We start from the raw sequence: 15,110 nt of genomic DNA, 5'->3' as shown, positions 1-15,110 counted from the left end.
TAAGTCAGTTCACCGAATCAACAACTAACTGCGAATCGCTTCTCGGGTTTGAAAGACAATGTGCCCCAAAAGGCATAAGTTTTCACATCTGGCCGTGCATTATCGGAAACTTTGGCGACAATGCTTGCGCTAACGTTGAACTGTTTGCGCAAACTGCGCGTATCCGCACGGTTCAAATCTCCTAAAGCTATGATAAGTTGGTCAAATCAGTCGGGCCCACGACTGGTACGCGAAACTGGCCCTTCGCGTTTAACAAGAGATTGCGTGCCGCGCGGACACGGCACGAGGAGCTTGATTATGACACACGGTTGTGTGAACCCTTCCTTCACTTTGGAATCCCAAGGAATTTCCGACCTTGGAAACATCTACTACAACTTCCTAGAACCTGCCCTTGTCGAAGCTTCGCTGAAGCGCGGCGAAGGTACGCTCGGCCAAGGCGGCACATTGCTCGTTTCGACCGGAAAGCACACAGGTCGTTCTCCCAAAGACAAATTCGTCGTGCGCACACCAAGCGTCGATGAGAACATCTGGTGGGACAACAACGGAGCAATGGAACCAGAAAAGTTCGACGTTCTTTACGCCGACATTCTGGAGCACATGAAGGGCGGCGACTATTTCGTTCAGGACCTTTTCGGTGGCGCAGATGCGAGCCAACGTCTTGATGTGCGTGTTGTGACAGAGCTCGCGTGGCACGGATTATTTATTCGTCACCTCCTACGTCGCCCCGAGCTTGATGAGCTGGAGGATTTCGTACCCGAGTTCACGATCATCAACTGCCCGAGCTTCAAGGCCGACCCTGAGCGCCATGGATGCCGGAGCGAAACCGTCATCACGATGAACTTTGACAAGAAACTCATCCTGATTGCGGGTACGGAATATGCGGGTGAGAACAAGAAATCCGTCTTCTCGCTTCTGAATTACCTGCTGCCTGACAAAGGCATCATGCCGATGCACTGCTCGGCCAACCACGCGCCGGGCAATCCGGTCGATACAGCAATTTTCTTCGGTCTTTCCGGCACGGGGAAAACGACGCTTTCCGCAGACCCGGCACGCGTCCTGATTGGCGATGACGAGCATGGCTGGTCTGATCGCGGCACCTTCAACTTCGAAGGCGGGTGCTATGCGAAAACGATCAACCTGTCGGCAGAGGCCGAGCCGGAAATCTTTGAAACGACAAAGAAATTCGGAACCGTAATCGAGAATATGGTCTTTGATCCGCATACAAAGGAACTGGACTTCAAAGACGATAGCCTTACCGCAAACATGCGCTGTGCATATCCGCTGGAGTATATTTCCAACGCCTCGCAAAGCGCGCTTGGCGGCCATCCGAAAAACATCATCATGCTGACATGTGATGCGTTCGGCGTGCTTCCTCCGATCAGTCGCCTGACGCCTGCACAGGCCATGTATCACTTCCTGTCCGGCTTCACGTCTAAGGTCGCGGGTACAGAGCGTGGCGTTACCGAGCCGGAGCCCACGTTCTCAACCTGTTTCGGCGCACCCTTCATGCCACGCCGCCCCGAGGTTTATGGCAACCTTCTGCGCGACAAAATCGCGAAGCACGGCGCAACCTGCTGGCTTGTGAACACCGGCTGGACCGGCGGCGCATACGGAACCGGTTCGCGGATGCCGATCAAGGCGACACGTGCTTTGCTCACCGCGGCGCTTGATGGCTCCCTGAATAAAGCGGTCTTCCGCAAAGACCCGAACTTCGGTTTTGATGTTCCGGTTTCTGTTGACGGTGTCGCGGATATTCTTCTTGATCCTCGCCGCACATGGGACAACCCCGAAGCCTATGATCGTCAGGCAGAAAAGCTTGTCACAATGTTCTCGGAGAACTTTGCCCAATACGAAGATCACATTGACGAGGACGTACGCGCTGCAGCCATTGGCTAACGCTTACCGAATTGTAGAGAGAAACTACAAACGCCCCACCAGTTGGTTGGGGCGTTTTTCTATCCGATCAAACCACGACGCACCAAGTTCAATCCTGCGATCATCAAAACGAAAAGAGTTACCTTCTTGAATTTAGCTTGATCGAGGCGATCCTGAACCTTCACTCCTACCCACATCCCAATCATCGCTGGGACCAGCATAAGAGCGGAGAAAGGCGCAGAATCAGCGTTAAACACCCCCGACTTGATATGCGCCAGAAGAAGCGCCACGGCCCCAAGCCCATAGATAACGCCTTGTATGCGGATTTGCTCGCGCTTTTCGGTGTTCAGAGCTGTGAGATAGGCGACTGTCGGCGGGCCCCAAACGCCAGACAAACCTCCAACGAACCCTGCAAAGCTTCCGATAATAATTTCGGCCCTGCGCTTGTGCTCCGGCCTGATCTGTAAGGTCCACCCCATGATTTGGGTAACAGAAAAGAGTGTGATGGGCGCACCGATCAATATGAACAGGAGCTTCTGCGGCAAGATACTTACGAGTTGCGCACTGCCCAGAATGAACACCAAGACCAGCCCGAGATAGAGACGATACTTCTTGGCCGATTCCAGAGCCGAACCGAATCCCTGCCGCAATGCTTGCGCAGCATTTGTAACAACAGTCGGCAAGATCAAGGCAGCCAAAGCCGCCTCTGCGCTTAAGATTGATGCAAGACCGGAGATCATAATCATCGGCATTGCAAAGCCGGTAGCACCCTTAACAAACCCTGCGATAACCGTGATTAAGCAAGCAAAAACAAAGGGTAAAAAACCTAACTCTGGAAAGAAGGACAGCATAGATTATCTCCGTTGGCCCCACGTTATACGCCGATTAAAAGCGCAAGCCACCACAAAACGAGAAAGTTATAAAATGAGGCAAACTTATCTCTGAACGCATTTTTGTTGCGCTGCGACTGCGAAGTGGTTATTGAGGTTTCAGCCAAACAGCGAGGGTGCCATGCCACACGACGGACAAGATATGTTTAACCAAGCCGCGACTCCCGTACTCCCAAACCTGCTTTCTCTTACTGCCGAAAGCATCGTCGCCGTCGATGCGCTTCTCGCTGAAGCAAAGGAAAACTTGCGCAAAAAGCTGAGCAAGGACGGGCGTATTGATGCGGCCCTCCTTGAAGAGCATCAATACGCAGCCCATGCGCTGTCTTGGTTCGCTACGTATCAGCTCGCGCTCACGCAGTTGCACCATTGGGCCGAAAAACTTGTTGCTGACAATGGCTTTACCGAAATTGAACAATTGATCCTCCAGATCGGCTTTGGCGAGTACCTTTGCCAAATCGCAGGAGGCATTCCTATGAGCCAAGGAGAGACCGCCCGATTGCAGGACATCGGCATTTCTCCATCGGCTTTGAGCGCGCCCGCTGTTGAGCGCCTGATGGCCCAAGGCAACTCCTCAGCGGCGCGCACCCAATTGGTCGAGCTTATGCAAGCCAACCATGGCCACGCCACATTCGGCGCCACGGCGCTTGATGAGGATCTGGAAATGATCCGCGACCAATTCCGCCGCTTTGCGGATGAGCGCGTCGCTCCGAATGCGCATGAATGGCACCTCAAGGATGAACTCATTCCAATGGCGATCATTGAGGAAATGGCCGAGCTAGGCGTGTTTGGCCTAACCATCCCAGAGGAATACGGTGGCTTTGGCCTGTCTAAAGCTTCGATGTGCGTCGTCTCCGAAGAATTATCTCGCGGTTATATTGGCGTTGGAAGCCTCGGCACGCGGAGCGAGATTGCCGCGGAATTGATCCTTTGCGGGGGCACTGAAGAGCAGAAACAAAGCTGGCTTCCCCGTATCGCTTCAGGCGAGACACTACCCACCGCCGTGTTTACCGAACCCAACACCGGAAGCGACCTCGGTAGCCTGCGGACCCGTGCAATTCGCGAAGGTGAAACCTATTCGATCACCGGCAATAAAACGTGGATCACTCATGCCGCCCGCACAAACGTCATGACACTCCTTGCCCGCACTGACCCGGACAACGGCGATCACAAAGGTCTCTCGATGTTCTTGGCAGAAAAAGAGCCGGCAACCGAAACCGAAGATTTCCCTAGCGCTGGGATGACCGGCGGCGAGATAGAGGTGCTTGGCTATCGCGGCATGAAGGAATACGAGCTGGCTTTCGACGGCTTCAAGGTGGATGCAGAGAACCTCCTGGGCGGAGAAGAGGGTAAAGGCTTTAAACAGCTCATGCAGACCTTCGAAAGCGCGCGCATCCAAACTGCCGCACGTGCGATTGGCGTGGCCCAAAACGCCCTAGAGGTCGGGATGCAATACGCCATAGACCGAAAGCAATTCGGCAAGAGCCTCATAAATTTCCCACGCGTTGGCGGAAAACTGGCGATGATGGCCGTCGAAATTATGATCGCCCGACAGCTAAGCTATCACGCCGCCGCTGAGAAGGATAACGACAGGCGCTGTGATCTAGAGGCCGGAATGGCTAAGCTACTGGGCGCACGCGTCGCGTGGGCGGCTGCGGACAATGCGTTGCAAATCCATGGTGGCAACGGCTTTGCGCTTGAGTATCAGATCAGCCGCATCCTCTGTGACGCACGTATCCTGAATATTTTTGAAGGTGCTGCTGAAATTCAAGCTCAGGTGATCGCACGCAGACTTTTGGGCTAGAGCTTATAACGCAAACAGCTTCGGATCAGCATCCGCAAGCCGGCACGCCGCTCTTCGTTCAGGTCTGCAAGCAAAACCGCACGATTGCCTTCATAAGCAAAGGCATCGGGAAAAAGGTTCTGGAAATCATGAACGACCGTAGTTTGGCAATGAACGAAAACGGCGGCTTCTCCGGTCTTTGCAACGCCAAGGCGCAACGGCGTGCCAGTGTTTGCGCGTGTCGGTACATACGATGGCTGCCCCCACTTCAGCGTTTCGGACACCTCGCCAACTTCAGAATCTGCACGAGCCTCAGCGAATAGCAACTCCCGAACCGCAAGTAGAGTTGGCCGCACACCAGCGGGAAACCCAGCGAATACAGCAGCGATTTCGGGAGATTGGAATGGAGGCTCAGGTTTGGTCATGCAGCTAGTTTTGGTCTCAGTTGGCCGCACGTCAACCATTCGCGTCGCCTGAAATGAAAAAGCCCGCTTCAAATGAGCGGGCTTTTCCTTGGATTTTGTTAAGGCTTAGCCTTGAGCGAACTCTGGATAGGCTTCCATGCCAAGCTCGGCTTGGTCGAGGCCAGTGATTTCGTCTTCTTCGCTAACGCGGATGCCCACTGTCTTAGCAAGGATGAACCACAGGATACCGGAAGCAACCACTGTGAATACGCCAACCACTACGATCGAGTAGAGCTGTGTACCAAGCGAAGCGTCAGGGTTTGTGAAGACAACAGCGATTGTGCCCCAGATACCTGCAATAAGGTGTACAGGGATCGCACCCACAACATCGTCGATTTTAAGCTTGTCGAGCATTGGAACCGCGAACACCACGATCACACCACCAACAGCACCGATCAGCGTCGCACCACCAAGAGTTGGTGTCAGCGGCTCGGCTGTGATCGACACGAGACCAGCAAGTGCACCGTTCAGTACCATTGTAAGGTCTGGCTTTTTGTAGAGGAACTGTGTCAGCAGCAGCGCTGTGATCAGACCACCAGCAGCAGCAGCGTTCGTGTTGGAGAAGATGCGCGATACATCGGCAACATCACCTACGGAACCCATTGCAAGCTGCGAGCCACCGTTAAATCCGAACCAGCCCATCCAGAGGATGAAGGTTCCGAGCGTAGCGAGTGTCAGGTTGGAGCCCATCATTGGGATAGTTTTGCCGTCTTTGTACTTGCCGATACGTGGTCCGAGGATCAGCGCACCAGTTAGAGCAGCCCAGCCACCAACGGAGTGAACAACTGTGGAACCGGCGAAATCAAGGAAGCCAGCTTCGTCGAGGAAACCACCGCCCCACTTCCAGGAAGCCTGAATTGGGTAGATGACTGCTGTGAGAACGATCGTGAAGATCAGGAATGGCCACAGTTTGATACGCTCGGCGAGAGTACCGGAAACGATGGACGCAGTCGCCGCACAGAACATCAGCTGGAAGAAGAAGTCAGAACCAGTTGCGGCATAGCCGTAATCGTCTGCCTCTTCGGCTGTTACGCCAACAGCTTCAAGCACACCAGGGCCGAAGACACCTGAGAGGACGCCGTCAACCGACCATGTACCAAGTGGGTACATGAGGTTGTAACCGATGAGGTAATAAAAGATCGCAGCAAGACCAAAGAGGCCCATGTTCTTGGTAAGCTGCATAGCAACGTTCTTGGAGCGCACGAGGCCCGCTTCGAGCATCGCAAATCCGGCGGCCATCCAGAACACAAGGAAACCGCCAATGAGGAACAACAGCGAGTTGAGGATAAAGACGGAGTCTGTTGGCACGGCAACAGCAACCTCAGCGTCTTGTGCAAAGCCAGCGAGCGGCAGAAGTGCAGCGGTCGCGCTTAGCGGGATGAGTTTAGTAAGTTTCATGTCTTTCGTCCTTTGGTGACGGCTGCGCCTTAAAGCGCGTCTTCGTTTGTTTCGCCTGTGCGCACGCGGACCGCTTGAGCCACGTCGAGTACGAAAATCTTGCCGTCGCCGATCTTGTCGGTTTTGGCGGTTTTCTGGATGGTATCGACCACCTGGTCGGCCATGGCCGCAGAAACAGCAATTTCAAGCTTCACTTTCGGCACAAAATTCACCGCATACTCAGCACCACGGTAGATCTCGGTGTGGCCGGATTGTGAGCCGAAGCCTTTGATTTCTGTAACCATCATGCCCCGAACACCAATCGCGGTGAGTGCCTCACGCACCTCTTCGAGCTTGAACGGCTTGATTGCAGCAATAATCAGTTTCACGTCGTTCCCCTTCGTTTCACAGACGATGGGCAACGGCCCGCTGTCTGCACTTACACGAAGCCACAAAGCGCGTAGAAAACGGGCAATTCAAGAAATTGGCTCTTAAGGAAGGGGGGGCATGCCCGCAAAACTGCTCAAAAATTATACAAATTGGGCGGTTTGATTAATAAATAAGCACACAAAAAAGGCGAATCGACGCCGAGTTGCCTCTCTACATTCAGAGCGCACAGGAGTATTGTGGCGGAAATCAGCGCCAAAAGAGTGTGAAATGAGCAGTTCAGGACGCAAGCGGCCAAATCTCGTGGCCGAGAAACGCTACACCAAGAAAAAGGCTCCAGCGAAAAAAGCTGCGGGCAAGAAAACGGCGCGCAAAACCAGCAAGCCACAAAAGCGCCGCTCTCCCCGCAAGACGGTTAAGCGCAACCCAATAAGCCGCCTCTTCCGTTGGATGGTGCGTGCATTCTGGGGCATCACGTGGCGTGTGAGCGTTGTGTTTGGCATCATGCTTGCCATCGGAATTCTATACTTCGTGTCCACGATGCCGGATATGGAGCAGATGGTAGACGGGCGAACTCGCGGCTCCGTGACGATCCTTGACCGCGACGAAAAGGTCTTTGCATGGCGCGGCGATCAGTTTGGCGGCATGATCACCGCACAAACCGTTTCGCCGCACCTCAAGAATGCTGTGGTCGCGACAGAGGATAAACGATTCTATCGGCACTTCGGGTTGTCGCCGCGCGGCATTGTTGGCGCGATGCGGATCAACCTCTCTGAGGGTCGCAGCGCTCTATCGGGCCACGGCGGCTCGACCATCACACAGCAAACTGCGAAACTGCTTTGCCTTGGTGTACCACATGACCCCAAGCAGATGACCGAGCGCGAATATGAGGCCGATTGCCGGCAGGGCTCGATTTGGCGCAAAGCAAAAGAAGCTGTCTATGCGATGGCGCTCGAAACCAAATTTACCAAAGACGAAATCCTGACGATATACTTGAACCGTGCGTTTCTTGGCGCGGGTGCGCGTGGTTTTGAAGCGGCGAGCCAGCGCTACTTCGGCATTTCCGCCAATCAGGTTTCGCCAGCGCAAGCCGCAATGCTTGCCGGTTTGCTCGTGGCTCCGTCTCGATATGCGCCAACGAACAATCTGAAGCGCAGTCAGGAACGCTCGCTTACCGTAATCAAGCTGATGGAAAAGCAAGGCTACCTCACCAGCGCAGAGGCGGCGCATGCCCGCGCCAATCCGGCGGTACTCTCGAAGGCGGCCAACGCTCATGCAGGCGGTTATTTCGCTGATTGGGTCATGTCGACGGCTCCAAGCTTCCTGACCCGTGAGACAACCGAGGATGTGATCATCCAGTCGACGCTTGATCAGCGCATCCAGCGCGCCGCAGAGGAAGCAATCGACTACATATTCACCAACAAGGTCCGCGAGGGCTCCAAGGCGCAAACGGCCGTCGTTGTGATGTCGTCTGACGGTGCTGTGCGCGCCATGGTCGGCGGGCGCGAAACCCGCGTAACGGGTGCGTTTAATCGCGCAACGCAGGCTTACCGTCAAACAGGTTCGGCGTTCAAACCGTTCGTTTACGCAACCGCTCTGGACCTCGGCTATAACTATAATGATTACGTCCGCGACGAACCGCTCACAATCAACATCCCTGGATCCGGCCCATGGTCACCAGACAATTACGATCACAAATACCGTGGCATGGTTACCTTGACCGAAGCACTCAAGAACTCGCTCAACATTCCTGCGGTTAAGGTGTCCGAAGCTGTTGGTCGCGAAAATGTCCGGACGGTTGCGGGCATGTTTGGCATCCAGAGCGATCTCGCTGCTGGCCCTGCCCTCGCTCTTGGTGCTTCCGAAAGTACGCTCCTTGAGATGACCGGCGCCTATGCCGGCATCCTAAACGGCGGCCAGAGCGTGACTCCTTACGGCATGATTGAATTGCGCCTACAGGGCGATGATACACCGATGTTCGGTCAGGAAGGTGGTATGGGCGAGCGCGTTATTTCGCGCAACGCCGCCGAGCAGTTGACCTATATGATGCATCAAGTTGTCGAATCTGGAACAGGCCACCGCGCCAAGCTCAGCGGATATCAAGCCGCAGGCAAGACCGGCACATCTCAATCCGCGCGCGACGCATGGTTTATCGGGTTTACGGCGGATTATGTAACGGGTGTGTGGATGGGGTATGACGACAACACTCCACTCACAGGCGTAACGGGCTCCGGCCTTCCAGCAGAGATTTGGCACGAGACAATGGTGCGCGTCATGGACGGATTGCCAGCAACTCCGTTGCCCATGATTAACGGACAACCAGCCGCGCCTTATGTTGGCAACGACAGCCCATCGCGCAACAACCAGCGCCAAAAGAGCAGCAATCCTATCGAAAACCTGCTCATTCAGCTTTTTGGTGGGGGTGGGTAATTAACCCGCTTTCTTCAGGTCCGAGATCATTTGGTCAATATTGCCGCGCCGTTTATCCAGCATCGCGCCAATTTCTGTCCGCTCGGCCAACAACATGTTCACACCTTCGATGAACAGGTTAAAGAAGCGGGCTTTGCCTGATTTATCCGAAACAAGGAACGTCACATCAAACGGCGCCTCACCACGCAAGTGCGCTGTGGTTTTGACCTCGATGAAACTCTTTACCTGACGCGCGCTGTTTACCTCAATGCGCCCGCCGATAAACTCGCGGAACTGCGAGCCATATTTGCGCGCCATATATCCTTGAAATGCCGACGTAAATTCCTTCAACTGGCTTGCGCTGGCAGAGCGCGCCTCAACCCCAAGAGCATAGCGCGCAATCGTAGGCACATCCGCGTAGGTCGCGAAAATGCGCTCAAAATCCTTGTACATGGCTGCTTCAGACTTGCCCGAGCTGATGGTCCTGTTGATATCCGCTACTGCGCGATCAACAAGTTGCTTTGCCTCACCTGCACTTTGAGCAAGCAGCGGAAGCGGCGTTGCTGCGGCAAGCGCACCCGCGGCGATTGTGCCCATAAACTGGCGTCGGTTCGTAAGGTCTCGCATTATTGTATCTCCTCGGAGTTACAAGAGTTTTGGTCAGTCGACGCCTCTGGTTCTGCATAAGGGTCGGCATAGGGATCGGCGTAAGGATCAGCATATGGGTCGGCATAAGGATCAGCAACGCCACCCTCATCACAATCAGGCGACTCAAACGCAACCTCCTGCCCCAAATTAAAGCGACGGTTTTGAAGGTAGATTTGCCGCGCCTGCGCATAGCTGTCCGCACTGCCATAGAGCACAGCATCGATTGTGGTCGCGTATTTCTGACGTTCATCAAGTTTTTCGCCCACAATGCCGATGACCCCAAGAGCGGCATAGCTGCCACCGCTAATGTACCAAATGGGGTTCGTCGCCAAATCGACAACGCTACCGACGGTATCACGCTCGGTGGAAGGTCCGATCAGCGGCGTTTCCATATACGCACCCTCGCCCACACCCCAGACGGCCAATGTATCGCCAAAACCGGTCGTGTCTTCGTAGATTTCCATATCTCCGGCAATATCGATCAGTCCGGCAATTCCCAAAGTCGAATTGACGAGCAACCGCGCAGTATTTTGACCCGCACCCTTGATATCCGCCTGAAGAAGGTTGTTCACGATCATCGGCGCGAGGCTAAGGTTGCGTGAAAAATTCGTCACACCATCGCGGATCGGTGCAGGCCACTCGCCATAACCTTGGGCAATTGGTTCAACATACTTTTGATCTGCACGTTTTGCCGCTTCGTGCCGCGCACGGTTCTCAGTTTCATACGGATCATAAATCTCGCCAGTCTTTTCAGGACTCGCGCATGCAGACAGCAGCAACGCGCCACTCAACAGAGCAATGGCGCCAGTTGGCATTGGTTTCAGACAGAACTTTGAGGTCACGAAAAAATCTCAACGAATAATTTGTACTTTTGGCTCACATAATAACTACGGGCCCAGAATTCAGCGCCCATGAGTAAGCATTTGTGTAGTGTATCATGTCGGATACAGCGCGCACGTTAATAATGAGCGACCTGAATTTTGAGCGTATCCAAGCACATTCCGAAATCACGCCTTTGCACGTTGAAATCCATTCTCGTGAACCGCCGTGCGATCATTGCGCTGATCATCTTCGGAAGCTTCACAAACCTGCTGGCTTTGACAGGCCCGTTTTTCATGCTTTTCGTCTATGATCGCGTCTTATCGAGCGGATCAATTCGATCGCTTGTAATCGTCTCAATTTTTGCGCTCGTTTTGTTCTGCTGTATGGGGGTTCTCGACTTCGTGCGTGCCCGAATTTTGAGTAACGAGGGCGACAGGATTTACAAAGCCCTGCGCCGAAAAGCGTTTGAGGCGACCATTCTGGCCCACGGCAAAAAGCTTAAGGGGCAACCTGCTCAACACGCGATATTCGAATTGGAAACGCTAAGGTCATTCATCGCATCCGGAACCCTTGGCTCCCTTTTCGACGCGCCGTGGTCTCTAATGTTCCTGATGGCGCTCTACGTGCTGCACCCATGGTTTGCCCTTGCTGCTGCATTGGGTGGTATCATCCTACTAACCGTCGCCTTCCTTCATCAATCTCTCACACGCCAGAACCTCGAAAACTCCGCACGCTCGAAGCAAAAATCTGATCACATTTTGGAACATTTCATCAGTGGAGCTCGAACGCTTTGCTCGCTCAATATGGGGCGAGCTTGCTATAAGAGTTGGGCTGAGCAAGAGGATGAAGCGAGTTCAGAGTCGAAAAAAAGCAAGGCTTCAACACAAGCCTTCAAGTCGACCGCCTTCTCTCTGCGGCAGGTTCTTCAATCCGGTATGATTGCGCTTGGCGCTGTTTTAGTGCTTGCCGAGGAAATTTCCGCCGGAGCGATGGTTGCCGGTTCAATACTCATCGCCCGTTTTCTCGCACCTCTTGAAACAGCAATATCGGGCTGGAATTACGCAGTTTCAGCACGAGACGGTTTGAGCAATCTCTCGCATATGTCAGTTGGCCCGAAGATGTTGCCAAAGATCGCCGACCTCAAAGATGACATCAAAATAGAAAACGTCACTGTTCTGGGCGATGCTGGTACGGCGCCTCGACTGAATGGTATCTCGTTTCAACTCAAAAGAGGCAGTACCCTTGGTATTATTGGGCCAAACGGGTCTGGAAAATCTACTCTCATTGAACTTTTGACGGGATCAATCGAACCAGACAGCGGTCGAATATTGAACTACGCGCCAAATCAAAATTTCGCAGAACCGTCAGTCGCGATCGGATATCTGCCACAACAGGTCACTTTATTTCCGGGAACCATCGCCGAGAACATATCAAGATTTGAAAAAGAGCCTGAGCAAACAAAAATCGAGCACGCAGCAAAGAATGCAGGCATTCACAACCATATCCTGAGCCTGCCTTTCAACTACGAAACCAATATTCAGCCTGATCACGTCACACTTTCTAGAGGCGAACTTCAGCGCGTTGCTTTCGCAAGATCTATCTATGGCAATCCTGAAATCGTACTGCTCGATGAACCAGACGCTGGCTTAGACCATCTTGGAATAGACGCACTAAACGCTTCAATTCGCAAACTTAAAGCCGAAGGAAAAACCGTCGTAATTGCAACGCAAAGACCATCTGCCGTTCATGAATGCGACCATATTATCCAGCTCAGCAAAGGAAACATCATTGCCTCAGGGCCGAGAGAAAGCGTTCTGCGGAGCCTGTTAAAACAAAAACCTAGCGGGAACCGCGAACCAATGGCGGCTCAATGAAGCACACCCTTTTTGACCAAGTTCGTGCCGAACCAACAGTGCCAAAACGGCAAATTCGATTTCCGCACTTGGGAGTATGCGCCTCTCTGGTCGCTGTGATTGTTGCCGCTGCCTGGGTCAACTTCGCATTGAATAATTCTCATCTCAAAACCGTGGGCTATATCGAAACGGCGAGCGTCGACCACGCCATTCAAAGCCCCAGCACGGCAATAATTTCTCAGGTATTTGTGCGAGAGGGAGAGGAGGTAAAGCGCGGGCAGATTCTGGCTCAACTCGCCGCCCCAGACCTGCATCTTCAGGCAAAGTTGAACAAAATCGAACTCGAGGAGGTCACGTCTACTCTTTCCTTATTGGAGTCTCTTTCTGGCACTCAATCAAACTCCCGGTACATTACTTTGGCAGCGAGAATGCGAGAGGAACGACGGTCGAAGGCTCGCCAGCACGATATTCAAGTCGAGCAAATAATCTCCGAAAAGGGGTCGATTCAGAAACAAATACAGGCGATCTCCGCTCAACAAGAGCATCTTGAGTATGAGCTATCTGCTCAAGAACAACTCGAAAAGCGCGGACTTGCGAGGCAGACCCGCACGCAAGCACTTAAGCGCGAATACGCGCGACTTTCTGGCGAGTTGGCTAAACTCAACGGACTGTTATTGGCCAATATGAACGGGCTGCGATTAGCCAAAGCGTCATATGAGTTGACCACGCTCAAAAGCGAGATTGATGTCGAAACGCAAATGCAAGCGTTACGTTTTAAACGGTCGTCGCTGGTAGCAAAGTCAGAAGATCTGTCACGCCAAATCGATCAACTTTCTTTACGTGCCCCTGCATCCGGTATCGCTCATAGTATTAATACAAAAGGGTCGGAAGAACTTGCTGCCTTGGGCGAACCCATCCTCTCAATCGCTTCCGAAATTGGCGCACGCTTTGTAACGACATTGGTGCCACCAATAGACGCCCAATCACTGTCGATTGGGCAGGTAGCGACACTGCTGCTTCCAGCAAACCTTACAACAGGGTCTGCCCGCATTCAGGCGGAAATCACGTATATTTCGCCAAGGCCAATTTCTCTTGAAAACGGTTCTACAGTTTACAAAGTCAAGCTCTCCCCAAAGATATCAGATAAGGAGAGATTGGCTGGGAGTCTTCAGAGCTTGTTACCTTCCTTGCCGATAACTGTAAGTTTTGATGAGGCGCCGTCTGGCCATAGTTGGCAGCCGTTTCAGCGGTTCTGGCCCTAGGATTACCTGCACCCGCCGAATTCACTTTCGCCTCAAACTCATCTTCGCTACCGTTGCGCGAGTCAAATTCAGGAGAGAAGAATGAGCACGAATTTTGAAGCAAATCTGGAGAAACTTGGCGTCACGCTTCCTGACGCGCCGGCACCTGCGGCAAACTACGTTCCATTCGTGAAAACCGGCAATACCCTTTATGTATCCGGTCAAGTCTCAATGAAAGATGGCAGCTTCATTACCGGAAAACTTGGCAAAGAGCTTTCCGTTGAAGAGGGCGCAGAAGCGGCCAAAACTTGCGCGATTGGGCTTCTGGCTCAAGTTAAAGCTGCCTGCGGCGGCGATTTGAGTAAGCTTGTGCGCGTTGTAAAGCTTACAGGGTTTGTAAACTCAACGCCCGAATTTGGTGAACAACCAGCGGTAATCAATGGCGCTTCGGATTTCCTTGTCGTAGCACTTGGCGACGCAGGTCGCCATTCTCGTTCCGCGGTTTCGGCTGGATCGCTTCCATTTGGCGTTGCTGTCGAAATCGAAGGGATATTCGAAGTCGAATGAACCCGAATAGTCCGACTGTCCCCCAACTATCGGTCGATTTTCTGAACCGGCCGATAGCGCACCGCGGGCTTCATGATAAACGCGCGGGAATACCCGAGAACAGTCTTGCCGCGTTTCAGGCTGCAATAGATCGCGGCTACGGAATTGAGCTCGACCTTCAAGTCACCGGCGACGAGAGGGCTGTTGTTTTCCACGACTATCGGCTTGGCCGACTAACCCCGGAGCGCGGGCGCGTAAGAGACTTGTCTTTAGAAAGGCTTGCGAGCATATCCCTTAAAGGCAATGAAGCGCAAAAAATCCCCAGCCTGAAACAAGTCTTCGATCAGGTAAACGGTCGTGTTCCTATTCTCATCGAAATTAAGGATCAGGATGGCAAAATGGGCAAGAACATCGGCGCAATCGAGCGGGACATTGCACCTGATATTGCAGCCTACTCTGGTCATGTGGCCGTCATGTCGTTCAACCCACACTCGATCTTGGCTATGAAAGAACTCGCCCCAAATGTTCCGCGCGGGCTTACGACCTATGCTTGGAATGATTCCGATGCGGATGGGATTAGCGCCGCTGACCTTCGATCACTCTATGAAATAGAGATGTTTGAAAAAGCGGGATGCAGCTTTATCAGCCACTCCGTAAAAGATCTGGACAACCCGCATGTTTCGGCTCTCAAAAAACGCGGAGTGCCCGTTCTTTGCTGGACTGTTAAGTCGGCAAAATCCGATATCCGCGCGCGTCGCGTTGCCGATAATGTTACGTTCGAAGGCTATCTTCCCGCTTGACCCTATTGCATAAAATGC

At 53.2% G+C, this 15,110-nt stretch carries 13 protein-coding genes; 7 read left to right on the top strand and 6 right to left on the bottom strand.

From position 1 onward, the window contains the following. The first annotated feature begins 297 nt into the window (after nt 1-297). Nucleotides 298-1,896, top strand: coding sequence for a phosphoenolpyruvate carboxykinase (locus tag N9C89_RS15170; protein ID WP_263954865.1), 1,599 nt, complete (start codon nt 298-300; stop codon nt 1,894-1,896). Nucleotides 1,897-1,955: 59 nt separating this feature from the next. On the opposite strand, the gene N9C89_RS15165 is transcribed toward N9C89_RS15170, so the two are convergent. Then, complete coding sequence (locus tag N9C89_RS15165) at nt 1,956-2,726, bottom strand: sulfite exporter TauE/SafE family protein (RefSeq protein WP_263954864.1); 771 nt, start codon at nt 2,724-2,726, stop codon at nt 1,956-1,958. Between the two features lie 160 nt (nt 2,727-2,886). On the opposite strand from N9C89_RS15165, the gene N9C89_RS15160 reads away from it, so the two are divergent. Continuing rightward, complete coding sequence (locus tag N9C89_RS15160) at nt 2,887-4,566, top strand: acyl-CoA dehydrogenase family protein (RefSeq protein WP_263954863.1); 1,680 nt, start codon at nt 2,887-2,889, stop codon at nt 4,564-4,566. Here N9C89_RS15160 and N9C89_RS15155 read toward each other — a convergent pair. The 3 genes from N9C89_RS15155 to N9C89_RS15145 all read right to left on the bottom strand — a co-directional run bounded on the left by N9C89_RS15155 (nt 4,563) and on the right by N9C89_RS15145 (nt 6,775). After that, complete coding sequence (locus N9C89_RS15155) at nt 4,563-4,970, bottom strand: DUF1801 domain-containing protein (RefSeq protein ID WP_263954862.1); 408 nt, start codon at nt 4,968-4,970, stop codon at nt 4,563-4,565. The genes N9C89_RS15160 and N9C89_RS15155 overlap by 4 nt on opposite strands. A gap of 105 nt (nt 4,971-5,075) precedes the next feature. After that, nucleotides 5,076-6,407: an ammonium transporter gene (locus tag N9C89_RS15150; protein ID WP_263954861.1), complete on the bottom strand. Its 1,332-nt coding sequence runs from the start codon at nt 6,405-6,407 to the stop codon at nt 5,076-5,078. A gap of 29 nt (nt 6,408-6,436) precedes the next feature. Continuing rightward, entirely contained in the window at nt 6,437-6,775 is a 339-nt protein-coding gene (locus tag N9C89_RS15145) for a P-II family nitrogen regulator (protein ID WP_263954860.1), read from the bottom strand. Between the two features lie 268 nt (nt 6,776-7,043). Between N9C89_RS15145 and N9C89_RS15140 the strand changes: the two genes are divergently transcribed. After that, nucleotides 7,044-9,203: a transglycosylase domain-containing protein gene (locus N9C89_RS15140; RefSeq protein ID WP_263954859.1), complete on the top strand. Its 2,160-nt coding sequence runs from the start codon at nt 7,044-7,046 to the stop codon at nt 9,201-9,203. Here N9C89_RS15140 and N9C89_RS15135 read toward each other — a convergent pair whose 3' ends face one another. Together N9C89_RS15135 and N9C89_RS15130 are read right to left on the bottom strand one after the other, a co-directional pair. Next, nucleotides 9,204-9,812 carry a phospholipid-binding protein MlaC gene (locus N9C89_RS15135; RefSeq protein WP_394358520.1) on the bottom strand — a complete coding sequence of 203 codons (609 nt, stop codon included), beginning with the start codon at nt 9,810-9,812 and terminating at the stop codon, nt 9,204-9,206. Next, entirely contained in the window at nt 9,809-10,672 is an 864-nt protein-coding gene (locus N9C89_RS15130) for a VacJ family lipoprotein (RefSeq protein ID WP_263954855.1), read from the bottom strand. The genes N9C89_RS15135 and N9C89_RS15130 overlap by 4 nt, the downstream gene beginning before the upstream one ends. A 195-nt stretch (nt 10,673-10,867) precedes the next feature. Between N9C89_RS15130 and N9C89_RS15125 the strand changes: the two genes are divergently transcribed. The 4 genes from N9C89_RS15125 (at nt 10,868) to N9C89_RS15110 (ending at nt 15,092) form a co-directional block, all read left to right on the top strand. Then, on the top strand, nt 10,868-12,526 hold the full coding sequence (locus N9C89_RS15125; RefSeq protein ID WP_263954888.1) for a type I secretion system permease/ATPase: 1,659 nt from the start codon (nt 10,868-10,870) through the stop codon (nt 12,524-12,526). Further along, nucleotides 12,523-13,767 carry an HlyD family secretion protein gene (locus N9C89_RS15120; RefSeq protein ID WP_263954854.1) on the top strand — a complete coding sequence of 415 codons (1,245 nt, stop codon included), beginning with the start codon at nt 12,523-12,525 and terminating at the stop codon, nt 13,765-13,767. The genes N9C89_RS15125 and N9C89_RS15120 overlap by 4 nt, the downstream gene beginning before the upstream one ends. A gap of 81 nt (nt 13,768-13,848) precedes the next feature. After that, nucleotides 13,849-14,313, top strand: a complete 465-nt coding sequence (locus tag N9C89_RS15115) for a RidA family protein (protein WP_263954852.1) — start codon at nt 13,849-13,851, stop codon at nt 14,311-14,313. Further along, a complete protein-coding gene (locus N9C89_RS15110; RefSeq protein ID WP_263954851.1) occupies nt 14,310-15,092 on the top strand; it encodes a glycerophosphodiester phosphodiesterase family protein in 783 nt (260 codons plus the stop codon). Before N9C89_RS15115 ends, N9C89_RS15110 begins: the two co-directional genes overlap by 4 nt. The last annotated feature ends 18 nt before the right edge of the window (nt 15,093-15,110 follow it).

The organism is Halocynthiibacter sp. SDUM655004, assembly GCF_026015885.1.
GTDB lineage: Bacteria > Pseudomonadota > Alphaproteobacteria > Rhodobacterales > Rhodobacteraceae > Falsihalocynthiibacter > Falsihalocynthiibacter halioticoli.
This window is presented reverse-complemented; position numbering and strand designations above follow the sequence as displayed.